The organism is Aeromonas sp. QDB54 (genome assembly GCF_027707385.1).
Lineage (GTDB): Bacteria > Pseudomonadota > Gammaproteobacteria > Enterobacterales > Aeromonadaceae > Aeromonas > Aeromonas hydrophila.
In genome coordinates this window covers 1-15,825 of the sequence record NZ_JAPCIT010000010.1, presented here as the reverse complement: position 1 = coordinate 15,825, position 15,825 = coordinate 1, and the positions used below count along the sequence as shown (strand labels likewise).

At 63.0% G+C, this 15,825-nt stretch carries 15 protein-coding genes; 9 read left to right on the top strand and 6 right to left on the bottom strand.

Annotated features, from left to right (window positions below):
• The first annotated feature begins 2 nt into the window (after positions 1–2).
• From PG881_RS11715 to PG881_RS11705, 3 genes are all read left to right on the top strand, one after another.
• The gene (locus tag PG881_RS11715) at positions 3–644 is read left to right on the top strand and encodes a TetR family transcriptional regulator (RefSeq protein WP_041213693.1); all 642 of its coding nucleotides are present in this window, start codon (positions 3–5) and stop codon (positions 642–644) included.
• Between the two features lie 252 nt (positions 645–896).
• Positions 897–1,400 carry an SAM-dependent methyltransferase gene (locus PG881_RS11710; RefSeq protein WP_307772639.1) on the top strand — a complete coding sequence of 168 codons (504 nt, stop codon included), beginning with the start codon at positions 897–899 and terminating at the stop codon, positions 1,398–1,400.
• Positions 1,401–1,596: 196 nt separating this feature from the next.
• The gene (locus PG881_RS11705; protein WP_049048841.1) at positions 1,597–2,775 is read left to right on the top strand and encodes a dicarboxylate/amino acid:cation symporter; all 1,179 of its coding nucleotides are present in this window, start codon (positions 1,597–1,599) and stop codon (positions 2,773–2,775) included.
• A gap of 64 nt (positions 2,776–2,839) precedes the next feature.
• Here PG881_RS11705 and tesB read toward each other — a convergent pair whose 3' ends face one another.
• The 6 genes from tesB to rnm all read right to left on the bottom strand — a co-directional run bounded on the left by tesB (position 2,840) and on the right by rnm (position 7,960).
• Positions 2,840–3,703 carry an acyl-CoA thioesterase II gene (gene tesB / locus PG881_RS11700; protein WP_270800159.1) on the bottom strand — a complete coding sequence of 288 codons (864 nt, stop codon included), beginning with the start codon at positions 3,701–3,703 and terminating at the stop codon, positions 2,840–2,842.
• A gap of 200 nt (positions 3,704–3,903) precedes the next feature.
• Positions 3,904–4,827, bottom strand: a complete 924-nt coding sequence (gene rluB / locus PG881_RS11695; RefSeq protein WP_011706718.1) for a 23S rRNA pseudouridine(2605) synthase RluB — start codon at positions 4,825–4,827, stop codon at positions 3,904–3,906.
• A complete protein-coding gene (gene scpB, locus PG881_RS11690) occupies positions 4,820–5,416 on the bottom strand; it encodes an SMC-Scp complex subunit ScpB (protein ID WP_011706719.1) in 597 nt (198 codons plus the stop codon). Before scpB ends, rluB begins: the two co-directional genes overlap by 8 nt.
• Before the next feature lie 35 nt (positions 5,417–5,451).
• Positions 5,452–6,321 (bottom strand): segregation and condensation protein A, encoded by an 870-nt coding sequence (locus PG881_RS11685; protein WP_257685407.1) that lies wholly within the window; start codon positions 6,319–6,321, stop codon positions 5,452–5,454.
• 34 nt (positions 6,322–6,355) lie between these two features.
• Positions 6,356–6,976, bottom strand: a complete 621-nt coding sequence (locus PG881_RS11680) for an L-threonylcarbamoyladenylate synthase (RefSeq protein ID WP_257685311.1) — start codon at positions 6,974–6,976, stop codon at positions 6,356–6,358.
• Between the two features lie 102 nt (positions 6,977–7,078).
• Complete coding sequence (gene rnm / locus PG881_RS11675) at positions 7,079–7,960, bottom strand: RNase RNM (protein WP_044800394.1); 882 nt, start codon at positions 7,958–7,960, stop codon at positions 7,079–7,081.
• A gap of 437 nt (positions 7,961–8,397) precedes the next feature.
• On the opposite strand from rnm, the gene PG881_RS11670 reads away from it, so the two are divergent.
• From PG881_RS11670 to trpA, 6 genes are all read left to right on the top strand, one after another.
• Positions 8,398–10,032, top strand: a complete 1,635-nt coding sequence (locus tag PG881_RS11670) for an anthranilate synthase component 1 (RefSeq protein ID WP_270800155.1) — start codon at positions 8,398–8,400, stop codon at positions 10,030–10,032.
• A complete protein-coding gene (locus PG881_RS11665) occupies positions 10,025–10,624 on the top strand; it encodes an aminodeoxychorismate/anthranilate synthase component II (RefSeq protein ID WP_016351382.1) in 600 nt (199 codons plus the stop codon). Before PG881_RS11670 ends, PG881_RS11665 begins: the two co-directional genes overlap by 8 nt.
• 10 nt (positions 10,625–10,634) lie before the next feature.
• A complete protein-coding gene (gene trpD / locus PG881_RS11660; protein ID WP_024944101.1) occupies positions 10,635–11,648 on the top strand; it encodes an anthranilate phosphoribosyltransferase in 1,014 nt (337 codons plus the stop codon).
• A complete protein-coding gene (gene trpCF, locus PG881_RS11655; RefSeq protein WP_201944784.1) occupies positions 11,648–13,144 on the top strand; it encodes a bifunctional indole-3-glycerol-phosphate synthase TrpC/phosphoribosylanthranilate isomerase TrpF in 1,497 nt (498 codons plus the stop codon). Before trpD ends, trpCF begins: the two co-directional genes overlap by 1 nt.
• Positions 13,145–13,224: 80 nt before the next feature.
• Positions 13,225–14,418 carry a tryptophan synthase subunit beta gene (trpB, locus tag PG881_RS11650; RefSeq protein WP_017780792.1) on the top strand — a complete coding sequence of 398 codons (1,194 nt, stop codon included), beginning with the start codon at positions 13,225–13,227 and terminating at the stop codon, positions 14,416–14,418.
• Positions 14,415–15,221, top strand: a complete 807-nt coding sequence (gene trpA, locus PG881_RS11645; RefSeq protein WP_203133389.1) for a tryptophan synthase subunit alpha — start codon at positions 14,415–14,417, stop codon at positions 15,219–15,221. Before trpB ends, trpA begins: the two co-directional genes overlap by 4 nt.
• Positions 15,222–15,825 lie beyond the last annotated feature (604 nt).

Below are 15,825 nucleotides of genomic sequence, written 5' to 3'. Positions count from 1 at the left end.
AGATGGCCAGAAGAACCAAAGAAGAGGCGCAGCAGACCCGCTGCCACATCATGAGTACGGCCCTGGATCTGTTCTGCTCACACGGCCTGGCCAAGACCAGCCTGACCGACATCGCCAGGGCAGCCGAGCTGACCCGGGGCGCCATTTACTGGCATTTCAAGAACAAGGAAGAGCTGTTCGTCTCCCTCTGGGAGGAGCTATGCCAACCCCTCTCCCACCAGCTCGATGCCTGCGTCTCCGAACTGGAGCCCGACCCCCTCGGCAAGCTGCGCACCTTCCTCAAGGAGGTGCTGGTCAAAATCTGCACCAACCCGGCTCATCAGCAGATGTTCACCATCATGTTCAACCTGGAGTCGCTGGAGGGAGAGGCCATCTCCTTGCGCGAACACATGCGCAGCCAGTCCAGCAACTTCTTCCGGGATCTCGAGATCACTCTGGGCAATGCGGTGCGCCTCGGCCAGCTGCCGCAGGGGCTGGATCTGCAACGGGCCGCCACCCTGCTGCACTGCACCCTGGATGGCTACATCATCAACTGGCTGCACTTTCCGGAGCGCATCGATCTGCGCCAGGAGGCCGACTTCCTGCTGGACAGCCTGTTCGCCCTGATCGCCCTGCCAACCGGCCCGGCCGCCCGTCGCCCCTGAGCCAGCAAGGCCGAACTCTGGCGGCCCTGGCCCGACGCAGACAACCCCTCACTTCCTTCCATCTCCTTCTATCCCTTTGGCGCCCCGGCGCCAAATTGGCTCAAGTTTGCTATAGTCACGCCCCCGAAATTGAGTTGCGCCCCCCGAACCAAGGTGCCCGCCATGTCCCGTTCGTCCCCCTCTTGCCCTCCGGCCTCCATTGCCACGCCCTCAGCCGACCCATGGTCAACGGCGCGCCTGTCGTTTCTGGTGCTGCTCCCCCCCGGCGCCCACCTGCTGGAGGCGGGCTGTGGTGAAGGCGATGATCTCTGCTTCTTTCGCCAACAGGGGCTGGTGGTGACGGCCTTCGATGCCCGCCTGGCACAGGCCAGGATCGCCTCGCGGCGCAGCGGCCAGCCGGTGCGGGTCTGCCGCATCGAGCAGTTGCATAGCGTGGTGCCCTATGACGGCATCTGGGCGCGTGGAGCCTTGCCGGCGATCGCGCCAGACGATCTCAGCGACGCACTGGCCCATCTGGCCGGCCTGCTCAAGCCCGCCGGAGCGCTCTATTGCGCCTTTCCCCACCCCAGTGGCCAGATCGTTGCCACCGGCAGCACTCCTGGTGCTCCCGCAGCCCAAGCGCACCTATCCCTGACCCCGCTCGATGAAGACGGCCTGCGCCGGCTCATCGCCCCGCTGCAGCTGCAACTGCAGCAGTGCTGGGAGAGCGAGCAGGCGGATGGCCGCTGGCTGCACGCCCTGCTGATCCGCGCCTGAAAGGGCCGTGGCAAATTAATCACCCACCGCACCTCGCGATCACCTCGCCAGTGGCTATCACCACCACGATCACATTTAACAATATTTAACTCGACATTAACGCACGCACGACAGACATGATGCGGATTTTGTGTTAAAAAGCGGCATTAAAATCAAAATTAAATAACAAATCAGACACTAACACCTGGATTTACTTATGAAACTTGTCCTCAAACTGGTTGCCGGCATCCTCGCCGGTCTCTTGCTCGGTCTCTACGCCCCGGAATGGGTCGCACGCGTGCTGTTTACGGCCAAGACAGTCATAGGTCAGCTGATCACCTTCACCATTCCGCTCATCATCCTGTTCTTCATCATGAGCGGCATCGCCAGCCTGCCAAAGAACTCCGGCAAGCTGCTGGGCAAGACGGTCGCCCTCTCCTACTGCTCCACCATACTGGCGGGCCTGTTCGCCTTTACCGTGGCCAGCAACCTGATCCCGCGCCTGACCACCGCCGCCGAGCCCACCGCCGAGAGCGCCATCAAGCTCGCCTCCTACATCAACCTGGAGATCCCGCCGCTGTTCGGGGTGATGTCGGCACTGGCCGCCGCCTTCGTGTTCGGCATCGGCATCAGCGCCACCCAGGCCACCGATCTGCGCCGGGTCGCCGATCAGGGCCGTGACATCATCGACCGCCTGCTGGCCAAGGTGATCATCCCGCTGTTGCCGTTCTACATCGCCGGCGTCTTCGTCGAGATGACGGTGGAAGGCACCGTATTCGCCACCCTGAAGACTTTCGGCGTGGTGCTGGTGATGGCCATCGTCATGCACTGGCTCTGGCTCTCCGTGCTGTTCGTCGGTACCGGTCTGGCCCTGGGCCGCTCCCCGGCCCAGCTCATCAAGAACATGCTGCCGGCCTACTTCACCGCGCTGGGCACCATGTCCAGCGCCGCCACCATCCCGGTCGCCCTGCAGGCCAGCAAGAACAACGGCGTGAGCGATGGCATCGCCAACTTCACCGTGCCGCTGTGCGCCACCATTCACCTGTGTGGCTCCACCATCACCCTGGTGACCTGCGCCACCGCGGTGATGTTCCTCTCCGAGCATCTGGCCATTCCGGGCATCGATACCATGCTGCCCTTCATCATGATGCTGGGCGTCATCATGATCGCCGCGCCGGGTGCTCCGGGTGGCGGCGTCATGTCCGCACTGGGTCTGCTCACCTCCATGCTGGGGTTCGGTGAGGCCTCCATCGCCCTGATGATCGCCCTCTACCTGGCCCAGGACAGCTTCGGCACCGCCTGCAACGTCACCGGCGACGGCGTCATCGCCCTGTGGGCCGACCGTTTCGCCCAGAGCGACGAGCCAGCGCTCGGCGCCGAGCAAGATGCGGCCTGATAGAGCAAGCAGATAAAAAAACGGGAGCCATCGGCTCCCGTTTTTTGTTGGCGGTCAGCGCTCATCAACCACGGCGGCGGATCACCCCTTCCTGCGCCGTGCTCGCCACCAGCACGCCCTCACGGGTGAAGAACTGGCCGCGCACCAGGCCACGACCGGCGCTGGCGCTCGGGCTGTCCACCACGTAGAGCAGCCAGTCGTCCAGCCGGAAGTCCCGATGGAACCACATGGAGTGATCGATGGTGGCCACCTGCATGTCCGGCTCCCAGTACGACACGCCGTGGGGCTGCAGGGCGGTGAACAGGAAGTGGAAGTCGGAGGCATAGGCCAGCAGGTACTTGTGCACCCGCTGATCGTCCGGCATCTGGCCATTGGCCTTGAACCAGACGTGGCGCAGCGGCTCGTGTACGTCGGGGCGGATCGGATCGACCAGGGTCACCGGGCGAATCTCGATGGGCTTCTCGCACATGATCTTGTCGCGCAGGGCGGGCGGGATCTGCTGTTCGTAGGGGCGCACCAGCTCCAGCTCGCTCTTGAGCTGCTCGGGGGGCGTGATCCCCGCTGGCATGGCGATCTGGTGTTCAAAGCCGTCCGCCTCGACCTGGAAGGAGGCGTTGAGATAGAAGATGGGCTTGCCGCCCTGAATGGCCTTGACCCGGCGGGTGGAGACGGTCTGACCGTCGCGGATGTTCTCCACGTCGTAGACGATGGGACGGTTGGCATCGCCGGGGCGCAGGAAGTAGGAGTGGAAGCTGTGCACCTGGCGATCGCTTGCCACCGTCTGCTTGGCGGCTGACAAGGCCTGCCCCATTACCTGTCCGCCAAACACGGCCCGCAGACCGAGATCCTGGCTCTGGCCCCGAAACAGGCCCTCCTCGATTTTTTCGAGCGCCAGCAACGCCAGCAGCTCATCAAGTACCTTGCTCATTATTATCTCCTGTGTCAGTGCGGGAAGGCTAACAAGCCCGCCCGTGCCGAGCAACCACCCCCGCCACTGCCAGTCGCCTGCCCGACCCCATTAATTCGGCCTTATGCGCATTTGAACAATAACGAACTCAAAAGGCGCCAACAAAAAGGCCCGCCGAAGAGGCGGGCCTTTTGCAGGGCGGCCTTGCGGCCACGCAGCGCTTACTTGCTGCCGGTGCCCGAGTTGCGGGTGGAGGAGGTCGGCTTGCGACGAGCCGTGGTGGCACGGGCACGCGGCTCCTTGCCCTGCATCTCCTTGTGGCGCTTGACGGCGCGACGGATCTGGGCGGCCTGCTTGTGACGACTGGTTTTGCCGTCCTGCTGCAGATCGACCTTGGACTCGGTCTCGTTGGGCAGGTTGACCAGGCCACGCAGGTAGTTCACCTCTGGCAGTTTCAGCTCCTGCCAGCCACCGCGCGGAATGCCGCGATCCAGCTGCACGTCGCCGTAGCGAATACGCATCAGGCGGCTCACCTGCACTTCCTGGGATTCCCACAGGCGGCGCACTTCACGGTTGCGACCCTCGGTCAGGGTGACGTTGAACCACTGGTTCAGACCCTCGCCACCGGCCGGCTTGATCTTGTTGAACTTGGCCATGCCGTCTTCCAGCTGCACGCCCTTGCGCAGGCGCTGCAGCATGGCTTCGGTGATCTCGCCAAAGACCCGCACCGCGTATTCCCGCTCCACTTCGTGGCTCGGGTGCATCAGCCGGTTGGCCAGCTCACCGTCGGTGGTGAACAGCAGCAGACCTGAGGTGTTGACGTCAAGGCGGCCGACCGCAATCCAGCGGGCCCCTTCCATCTTGGGCAGACGATCAAACACGGTGGGACGACCTTCCGGATCGTGACGGGTACACATCTCCCCTTCCGGCTTGTGGTAAGCCAGCACGCGGCAGATCACTTCCTCTGCGGCACGGGTCTTGATCTGGTGACCATCCACCCGGATCACGGCGTTCACTTCGACGCGATCCCCCAGTGTGGCGACCTTGCCATCCACACTGACCCGACCTGCGGTGATCAGGGCCTCCATCTCACGACGGGAGCCGTGACCCGCGCGGGCCAACACTTTTTGCAGTTTTTCACTCATCGGGGTTACCTGATTGTTGATCGCTGCCCGCAGCTGCCAATGTCAGCGTGGACAACGAGGGTTGCAGTTCGGGATCAAGCTCGGGGAGCTGCTCCAGACTCTGCAGATTAAAATAATCCAGAAATTCTCGGGTGGTGGCGAGCAGCTCCGGGCGGCCCACCACCTCCTTGTGACCGATGCTGCGCACCCAGCCACGTTCTTTCAGGGTATTCACTATCTGGCTCGAGACCGCCACCCCGCGGATGGCTTCGATCTCGGCCCGGGTGATGGGCTGACGATAGGCGATCAGCGTCAGCGTCTCCATCACGGCGCGCGAATAACGGGGCGCCCGCTCACTCCAGAGCCTGGAGAGCTCCTCGGCGTACTCCTGGCGGGCCTGAAAGCGCCAGCCGGAGGCCACCTCCTTGAGCTCCACTCCCCGTTCGCTGTAATCCTGTCTGAGCTCCGCCAGCAACAGCTGGACGTAGCGGCTGGTGACCGGGTAGTCCGCCAGTACGCTGCTCTTGAGCTCGCTGACGTTGAGCGGGCGTCCGGCGACGAACAGCGCCGCCTCGATCAGCGTCTTGAGTCGTTCAGCCGGCAGCGCCATGATCCGCTCCTCGCAACATCGGCCTCTTCAACCGTTCAGTGGGCAGCGCCACGCTCGCTCTCCTCATGCTGGCCGGCCAGGGCAAAGTGGATCGGCCCCAGCGGTTCCGCCTGCAGGATCCAGATCAACTGCTCCTTGCAGAGCTCCAGCAGTGCCAGAAACGTCACCAACACCCCCATGCGCCCCTCTTCGGCGCGCAGCACCCGATCCAGGCGCAGGGTCTGGCCCAGCGAGAGCATGGCAAGGATCTCCGCCATGCGCACCCGGGTCGGGATCTGCTCACGGCGGATCTGGTGATGTTCAAAATGAGTCGCGCGTTTTACCACACTTTGCATGTAAAGGGCGAGCTCAACCAGCGAAACATCGGGCGTCAATGGTTTGAGATCGCCAAAATCCGGCGGCAGGGCGGTGGCGATGAAGATCTCCCGCTCCAGCCGCGGCAGCTCGTTGACCCGCTCCGCCCCCACCTTGTAGCGCTCGTACTCCTGCAGCCGGCGAATGAGGGTAACGCGGGGGTCCTCACCCTCCTCCTCATCTTCCAGCTCCGGCGCCTTGGGCAGCAGCAGACGGGATTTTATCTCCGCCAGCCAGGCCGCCATCAGCAGGTATTCGGCCGCCAGCTCCAGATTGAGACCCTGCATCAGCTCCACGTACTCCATGTACTGGGCGGTGATCTGCAGGATCGGCAGGTTGAGGATGTCGAGCTGCTGGCGCCGGATGAGGTAGAGCAGCAGATCGAGCGGCCCCTCGAAGGTATCGAGAAACACCTCCAGCGCATCGGGCGGGATGAACAAATCCTGAGGCAGCTCGTGATAGGGCTGCCCCAGCACCCGGGCGATGGGAGACGGGGTGGCCTGGGGGGGAGCGGCCTCCCCCGCCGCGCTCGCCACCCTCTCGCCCGCCATGGGCGTGGCCGTCACCGGCACAGGATCGGCAGTATCACTCAAACGGAGTCGGGTCCCCGGCACCACGCCGGCGCAGCACAGGCTCGTCCTCGGAGAAGTCCACCACGGTAGTGGGTTGCTCACCCAGATAACCGCCGTTGACCACCAGATCCAGCTGTTTGCCCAGCTTGTCGAAGATCTCCTCCGGGTCGAACTCCGCCATGTCAGATTCCGGCAGGATCAGGGTGGTGGAGAGCAGCGGCTCGCCGAGCGCTTCCAACAGCGCCTGGGCAATCTTGTTGTCCGGTACCCGGATGCCGATGGTCTTCTTCTTCTCGTTCATCAGGCGGCGCGGTACCTCCTTGGTGGCCTTGAAGATGAAGGTGTAGGGGCCGGGGGTGTTGTTCTTGATCAGGCGAAACGCCGTGTTGTCCACCTTGGCATAGGTGGAGATCTCGGAGAGATCGCGGCACACCAGGGTGAAGTCGTGGTTGGGATCGATGCGGCGGATGCGGCAGATACGCTCCAGCGCGCCCTTGTCGCCCATCTGGCAACCCAGCGCATAGCCCGAGTCGGTGGGATAGACGATGACGCCGCCGTTCTGAATGATCTGTACCGCCTGGCTGATCAGACGGGCCTGGGGGTTTTCCGGATGTACGTAAAAGTGCTGACTCATGACTCGTTCTCGCAATGGGGGCGGCAATGCCTGCCCGCTTGATGGCCGTGGAGCCAGGCTCCACGACACTACCTTAATCTGTTTGACGTCCGCAGGCGCCTCTCAACGGCTGGCCAGCAGGGCGGCATGCTGCTCGGCGCTCAGGCCGAAGTGACCGGGATGAGCCAACCAGAGCGGCATCCCCTCCTTGGGCAACCAGAGGTGGCGCCCCAGCTCGGTCCAGTTGGAGGGGAAGTGAAAATCCGATCCTACCGAGATGTAGAGGTCGTGCTCCTTGGCCCACTGGCCGAGATTGGCCCGCTCCTGCGGACTCTGCTGGGGCAGCGAGACCTCCATGGCATCACCACCGGCCGCCTTGAAGGCCACCAGCAGCCGCTTGATCCACTTGGCGGTGAGATCGTAACGGCTCGGGTGGGCCAACACCGCCAGGCCGCCAGCGGCGTGAATGGCGCTGATCGCCTCGCCCATCTCGGGCCACTCGGCCGGAGCATAGCCCTTGTTACCCCGGCTCAGGTACTTTTTGAAGACCTTCTGCATGGTATCGGCCACCCCGCGCGCCATCAGCACCCGGGCAAAATGGGCCCGGGTCACGGCGGCGTCGCCAGCCAGCTGCTTGGCCTCTTCATAGGTGCCGGGAAGCTGGCACTTCTCCAGACGACGCCCTATTTCCTGGGCGCGCGCCTCACGACGAGCCAGCTGGCCGGCCAGAAACGCCACCAGCTGCGGATTTTTTTCATCCACCCCCAGCGCCACGATATGAATTTCGTGATGCTCCCAGCCGGTGGAGATCTCGACTCCGCTCACCAGCCGCAGCGGCAGTTGCTCGGCATCGATGGTACGGCGCACCTCATCAAGCCCGGCAAGGGTATCGTGGTCAGTGACTGCTAACACCTCGACCCCTTGTGCGGCGGCGCGGCGCACCAGTTCGGCGGGGCTCAGCACGCCATCCGAGGCCGTGGTATGGCAGTGTAGATCGAATCTCATCAGATTATTCCGCTCTCGTGGTCAGGTCACCATGGGTACACATTCGGTGAAAGAAGGCTAAAAAGCGACTTGACTTGGCCGCGGCTTTATCGTTTTCTGTAGGCACTTCATTGCAAACATCTTTTTACAGGACTTTATCATGCAAACGACTTCCATCCTGACCATCTGGTGGTGGCACACTCCCTGACATGCGGGCGTGTGGTCGTTGCTGTACCTGTAAATCTGACAGCAAATAAAGAACCCAAAGAAAAAGCCCGCTGACCCCAGCGGGCTTTTTTATTATCCGGCAAATGGACCTGTGATGAAACCGAGAATTCAGACAAGCAACCTGACCTGGCGATGGCGCCCCTGAACCAGCCACCCCGGACCCATTAAATTTTCAAGGAATTCAACGTCATGAACATCGGTAAACAGCATCACACGCAAGGGAACGCACTATGACAGCCAGCCATCGCCTTCCTCTGGGTGAATTCGATACCCTCACCCTCAACGCCCCCTATGTGGCCGATCCGCTGGCACTCTACAGCGAGCTTTGCCAGGGTCGCCCCAACAACCTGCTGCTGGAATCGGTCGAGATCGACTCCAAGGCCGGCAAACAGAGCCTGCTGCTGGTGGACGCCTGCCTGCGTATCGAGTGCCGTGGCCGCACCGTGCGGGTGCGCAGCCTGAACGACAACGGCGCCCAGCTGCAGAGCCTGCTGGCCGAGCGTCTGCCCGCCGCCGTTGCCCAGAGCATGGTGGCCGGCGAGTTGCAGCTCGACTTCCCGGCCTCCGATCGGGAGCAGGACGAAGACAGCCGCCTCAAGGGGATCAGCGTGCTGGACGTGCTGCGCACCCTGCAGCGGGAGCTCGATTGCCAACTCGGCAAAGAAGCCCTGTTTATGGCTGGCAGCTTCGCCTACGACCTCATCGCCTCCTTTGAAGATCTGCCCGAGGTACCACAGGGGAGCAACGACTGCCCCGACTACTGCTTCTACGTGGCCGAGACCCTGATCACCATCGACCACATCGCACGCTCCACTGCGCTGCTCGCCTGCATCTTCGGCGGTGACAGCGACGAGAGCCGGGTGGAGGACAGATACCACCGCCTGAGCGAGCGCCTCGCCCAGTTCAAGCACGCCTGCCAGCAAGCCCCCGCGCAGGCTCCGGCCACCCCGGCTCTCGCCGGCGGCATGAGCGTGGACAAGAGCGACAAGCAGTTCTGCGCCGAGGTGGAGAAGCTCAAGGGCTTTATCCGCCGCGGTGACATCTTCCAGGTGGTGCCGTCCCGCTGCTTCTCCCTGCCCTGCCCCAGCCCCGTCGCCGCCTATCGCCGCCTCAAGCAAACCAACCCCAGCCCCTACATGTTCTACGTGCAGGACGAGGGCTTCACACTGTTTGGCGCCTCGCCGGAGAGCGCGGTGAAATTCTGCGCCACCAGCCGCGACGTGGAGATGTACCCCATCGCCGGTACCCGCCGCCGCGGCTTCAACCCCGATGGCAGCATCAACCGGGATCTCGACGGCCGCATCGAGCTGGAATTGCGTCAGGACGAGAAAGAGGTGGCCGAGCACCTGATGCTGGTGGATCTGGGCCGCAACGACATCGCCCGCATCTCGGAGCCGGGCACCCGCTACGTCAAGGAGCTGCTGAAAGTGGATCGCTACAGCCACGTGATGCACCTGGTCTCCAAGGTGGTCGGCACCTTGCGCGCCGACCTTGACGCCCTGCACGCCTATCAGGCCTGCATGAACATGGGCACCCTCACCGGCGCGCCCAAGATCCGCGCCAGCGAGCTCATTCGCATGGTGGAAGGCAAACGCCGCGGCAGCTACGGCGGCGCGGTCGGCTACATCAACGGCGCCGGCGAGATGGATACCTGCATCGTCATCCGCTCCGCCTTTGTCAAAGAGGGTGTGGCACACGTGCAGGCCGGTGCCGGCGTGGTCTATGACTCCAAGCCCCAGGCCGAGGCGGACGAGACCCGCGCCAAGGCGGCAGCCGTGCTGGCCGCCATCGCAGCCAGCCATGGCACCTCCCTGCAAGCCCTGAGCGCCCAGCAGGAGCAACATAAGGACGTGAGCCATGACTAACATCTTCCTGCTCGACAACTTCGACTCGTTTACCTACAACCTCGTCGACCAGTTCCGCTCCCTCGGCTATCCGGTGCGGATCTACCGCAACAGCCTGCCGGCGAGCCGCATCATGAGCGAGATCGCTGCCTGTGAAGGAGACGCCGTGCTGGTGCTCTCGCCGGGGCCGGGCGCCCCCCATGAGGCGGGTTGCCTCATCGACCTCATCAAGCTGGCCCGCGGTCAGGTGCCCATCCTCGGTATCTGTCTCGGCCATCAGGCCCTGTGCGAAGCCTACGGCGGCACCGTCGGCGCGGCGGGCGAAATCGTCCACGGCAAGCGCTCCCTGATTGAGCACAACGGCCACGGCGCCTTCGCGGGGCTGCAAAGCCCGCTGCCGGTGGCACGCTACCACTCGCTGGTCGCCACCTATGTACCGGAAGAGCTGACGGTGATTGCCCACTATCAAGGCATGCCCATGGCCATCGAGCAGCAGGATGAGCGGGTGCTGGGCTTCCAGTTCCATCCGGAATCCATCATGACCTCGGAAGGGGCCCGTCTGCTGACCCAGGCGCTCGCCCACATCACCCGTCCAGAAAGCAGTGTGCGGTAAGGAGACCAACATGCATCATCATCTCAACACCCTCTATCAGGGTCAGTCTCTGAGCCGTGAAAGTACCCGCGACGCCTTCGGCCAGGTGGTACGTGGCGAAGTGGATCCCATCGTGCTCGCCAGTCTCTTGACCGCCCTCAAGATCAAGGGGGAGACCCCGGAGGAGATCGCCGGCGCCGCCGAGGCCCTGCTGGCGGAAGCCCGCGACTTCCCGCGTCCGGATTACGAGTTCTGCGATATCGTCGGCACCGGTGGCGATGGCCTCAACACCATCAACGTCTCCACCACCTCGGCGCTGGTCGCTGCCGCCTGCGGCCTGAAAGTGGCCAAGCACGGCAACCGCTCGGTCTCGAGCAAGTCGGGTTCGAGCGATCTGCTGGACAAGATGGGCATCAAGCTCGACATGAGCCCGGCGCAGGCGCGCCGCTGTCTGGACGAGCTTGGCATCTGCTTCCTGTTCGCCCCCCAGTATCACGCCGGGGTGCGCCACGCCATGCCGGTGCGCCAAGCCCTCAAGACCCGCACCCTGTTCAATGTGCTGGGGCCGCTCATCAACCCGGCTCGCCCCACCTATCAGCTGATGGGGGTCTATGCCCCCGAGCTGGTGCGCCCCATCGCCGAAACCCTGCTGGCACTGGGGCTGAAAACCGGTATGGTGGTGCACGGCGCCGGGCTGGATGAAATTGCCATCCACGGCCCGACCCAGGTGGCCCAGATCCGTGACGGCGAGATCCGCGAGTTTCTGCTCACCCCGGCTGACTTTGGCCTGGAGACCTATCCGGTCAGCGCCATTCAAGGTGGGGAGCCGGAAGAGAACCGCGCCATCACCGCCGCCATTCTGGAAGGGCGTGGCACCCCGGCCCACAACGCCGCCATCGCCGCCAATGTGGCGCCGCTGCTGCTGATGGCGGGCAAGGCGAAGGATCTCAAGAGCGCAGCCGCCCAGGTGTTGGCGGTGCTGGCAAGCGGCAAGACGGCGGAGCTCGCCGCTCGGCTCGCCACCCTGAGTCATCAGGAGGCATGATGTCAGCCACGACTCTGCACAGCAGTCATTCAGAACGCCCAACCGGCAATAACCAGCTTCGCAAGGATAACGAGATGTCAGACCTTATTGCCCCCCATGCTTTTCTGAACATGGCCTCCATCAGCCAGACCATTCTCGGCAAAATCGTGGCGGCCAAGCAGGAGTGGGTTGCCGCCCGCAAGCTGGCCCAGCCGCTGGAGAGCTTCCAGAGCACGCTGACCCCAAGCGATAGGGATTTCGTCGGGGCCCTCAAAGCGGGCTCCACCCGCTTTATTCTGGAGTGCAAGAAGGCCTCCCCCTCCAAGGGCTTGATCCGCGACGATTTCAGCCCGGAGGCCATCGCCGACATCTATGGCAAATACGCCACCGCCATCTCGGTGCTGACCGACGAGAAGTTCTTTCAGGGGGATTTTGCCTTCCTGCCGAGGGTGCGCAGCCGCGTCAGCCAGCCGGTGCTCTGCAAGGATTTCATGATTGACCCCTACCAGGTCTATCTGGCCCGCCACTATCAGGCGGATGCCATCCTGCTGATGCTCTCGGTGCTCACCGACGAGGGCTATCGCGCCCTGTTCGCAGTCGCCAAAGAGCTGGGCCTTGGCGTGCTGACCGAGGTGAGCAACGAGGAGGAGCTGACCCGCGCCATCGCGCTGGGGGCGCCGGTGATTGGCATCAACAACCGGGACCTGCGCGACTTGAGCGTCGATCTCGCCCGCACCAAGCAGCTCGCCAAAGACATTCCAAGCGATCGGGTGGTGATCAGCGAGTCCGGCATCAACCACCGCGCCCAGGTGGCGGATCTGCGCCACCACGCCAAGGGCTTTCTGGTGGGCTCATCCCTGATGGCCGAGCCGGATCTGGAGGCTGCGGTGCGCAAGCTCACTCTGGGCCAGAACAAGGTGTGCGGTCTCACCCGCGCCGAAGACGCCATTGCAGCCCATCAGGCGGGCGCGGTATTCGGTGGCCTTATCTTTGTGGCGAAAAGCCCGCGCTATGTGGACATTCCTGCCGCTCGCGCCGTGATGGCGGGCGCGCCGCTCTCTTACGTCGGGGTATTTCGCAATGCCCAGCCCGCCACCATCGTCAAGACGGTGGAAGCGCTGGGGCTCACCGCAGTGCAGCTGCACGGTGATGAAGACGCCGCCTATATCGAGGGACTGCGCGCGCTGCTGCCGGCTGGCTGCCAGATCTGGAAGGCAGTTGGAGTCACAAGCGGCGAGCCGCTGCCCGCCCTCGACTATCCGGCGGATCGGCTGCTGCTCGATACCAAAGTGGGGAGCCAGAGCGGCGGCACCGGTCAGGCATTCGACTGGGCCATGCTGGCCCATCTCGATAAAGCCAAGCTGATGCTGGCGGGGGGCCTCAACCCCGACAATGCCCTGCAAGCCGCGCAAGTGGGCTGCCTCGGCCTTGATTTCAACTCCGGGGTAGAGAGTGCCCCGGGCCAGAAGGATGCGCACAAGCTGGCGGCTGCCTTCGGCGCACTGCGCCAACTGTAAGCGCGCCCTGTGAGGCCACTACTGAATCACTGTTTCGTAATTGATGTTCCGTTTTCGACTCAAGGTATAAGGAAGAAACCATGACCCTGCTCAACCCGTTTTTTGGTGAATTTGGCGGCATGTATGTGCCCCAGATCCTCATCCCCGCCCTGCTCCAGCTGGAGAAGGCCTTCGTCGATGCCAAGGATGATCCGGCCTTTATCGCCGAATTTCAGACCCTGCTGACCGAGTATGCCGGTCGCCCGACCCCGCTCACCCTGACCCGCAATCTGACCAAGGGCACCAAGACCCGCCTCTATCTGAAGCGTGAAGACCTGCTGCACGGCGGTGCCCACAAGACCAACCAGGTGCTGGGTCAGGCGCTGCTGGCCAAGCGGATGGGCAAGAAAGAGATCATCGCCGAGACCGGTGCCGGTCAGCATGGCGTTGCGACTGCGCTGGCCTGCGCCCTACTCGGCCTCAAGTGCCGGGTCTATATGGGTGCCAAGGATTGCGAGCGCCAGAAGCCCAACGTATTTCGCATGAAGCTGATGGGTGCCACCGTCATCCCGGTGCACTCAGGCTCCAGCACCCTCAAAGATGCCTGCAACGAGGCGCTGCGCGACTGGGCCGCCAACTACGAGTCAGCCCACTACCTGCTCGGTACCGCCGCCGGCCCGCACCCCTTCCCCACTATCGTGCGGGAGTTCCAGAAGATGATCGGCGAAGAGGCCAAGGCCCAGTGCTTCGAGAAGGAGGAGCGGCTGCCCGATGCGGTGATCGCCTGCGTCGGCGGCGGCTCGAACGCCATCGGCATGTTTGCCGACTTTATCGATGAGCCGTCGGTGCGCCTCATCGGCGTCGAGCCGGGCGGTCACGGCATCGAGAGCGGTGAGCACGGCGCGCCGCTCGGTCACGGCAGCAAGGGGGTCTTCTTTGGCATGCACTCCTACCTGATGCAAGACAATCAGGGTCAAATTCAGGAGTCCTACTCCGTTTCAGCAGGGCTGGATTTCCCCTCCGTCGGCCCGCAGCACGCCCACCTGGCCGCCATCGGCCGCGCCGAGTACCCCTCGGTGACCGACAAGGAGGCGCTGGACGCCTTCCAGGAGCTGGCCAAATCCGAAGGCATCATACCCGCGCTGGAGTCCTCCCACGCGCTGGCCCACGCCCTCAAGATGGCCCGCAGTGAACCGGAAAAAGAGCAGGTGCTCATCGTCAACCTCTCCGGCCGTGGCGACAAAGATATCTTCACCGTGGCTGACATTTTCGAGAAAGAAGGAACCTTGTCATGAACCGTTACGCACAACTCTTCTCCCGTCTGGACGCGGCCAATCAGGGCGCCTTTGTGCCGTTCGTGATGCTGGGTGACCCCACTCCCGAACTCTCGCTGGCCATCGTCGATGCGCTGGTCGCAGGGGGCGCCGATGCCCTCGAGCTCGGCATTCCCTTCTCGGATCCGGTGGCGGACGGCCCCACCATTCAGGGCGCCGCCCTGCGCGCCTTTGCCAGCCACACCACCCCGGACGACTGTTTCGAGCTGCTCGGCCGCATCCGCGCCAAGTACCCGCAGCTGCCCATTGGCCTGCTGGTCTACGCCAACCTGGTCTATGTGCGCAAAATTGACGGTTTCTACGAGAAGTGCCGGCAGGCGGGCGTGGATTCGGTGCTGGTGGCCGACGTGCCGGTGCAGATGTGCGCTCCCTACAAAGTGGCCGCCGACAAGTTCGGCATCGACAGCATCTTTATCGCCCCGCCCAATGGCGATGCCGAGACCCTGAAACAGGTGGCGGAGCTTGGCAATGGTTACACCTATCTGGTGAGCCGCGCCGGTGTGACCGGTGCCGAGACCAAGGCCGGCATGCCGGTGGAGGGGCTGATCAATACCCTGCGCGAGTTCAATGCCCCCCCCGCCCTGCTCGGCTTTGGCATCAGCGAACCGGCTCAGGTCCGTGAAGCCATCGCCGCTGGCGCCGCCGGTGCCATCTCCGGCTCCGCCGTGGTGAAGATCATCGAGACCCACCACCAGAACCCGGAGCATATGCTCACTCGCCTGAAGGAGTTTGTGGAAGGGATGAAGGCGGCGACCAATCGATAAGGGGATGGCATTGGTCAAATGCCATTAGCCGTAGTGATCCGGCTGCATATCAGCCTTACTCATAGGTGTATCGCTGCATCACCACATCAAAGGGAGCCTGACCGGCTCCCTTTCTTTTTATCTCGCTTGCAGCTCTGGGCGTCTTGCCCCCTCTCCCTCCGGGAGAGGGCTGGGGTGAGGGCTGCTTTGGATTCCCTGCCAAATGAGCTGCTCTCTCACCCCACGCCTCAATGACTAATTTATTGATCCAACACAGATTCCCGCAAAAACACGCTTCTCAACGCGCCACCCTCCCCCTTAAAATACCCGAATGACAATCAACCTCTCGGAAGAACGCCATGAAAGCGATTGTTGCTATCTCGCAGGTTAACAGCAGCGAACTGGGGGCTGTAACTCAGGGGCGGTAGCTTGGCTTTTTGTAGGTTGGCGCAGAACGCAGCGAAGCCCAACACATGTACAGGATCTTTAGCTACAACCAATTGAAATAGATAGAAAAAAGGCTTCGTTTGTGATCTGATTTAATCGCCAAAAAAAACCGACACGCCCGAAGCCATGACTATTATCAATGCAACCCAGTACCTCAAGCAACTTCTTAGCTCTTCTG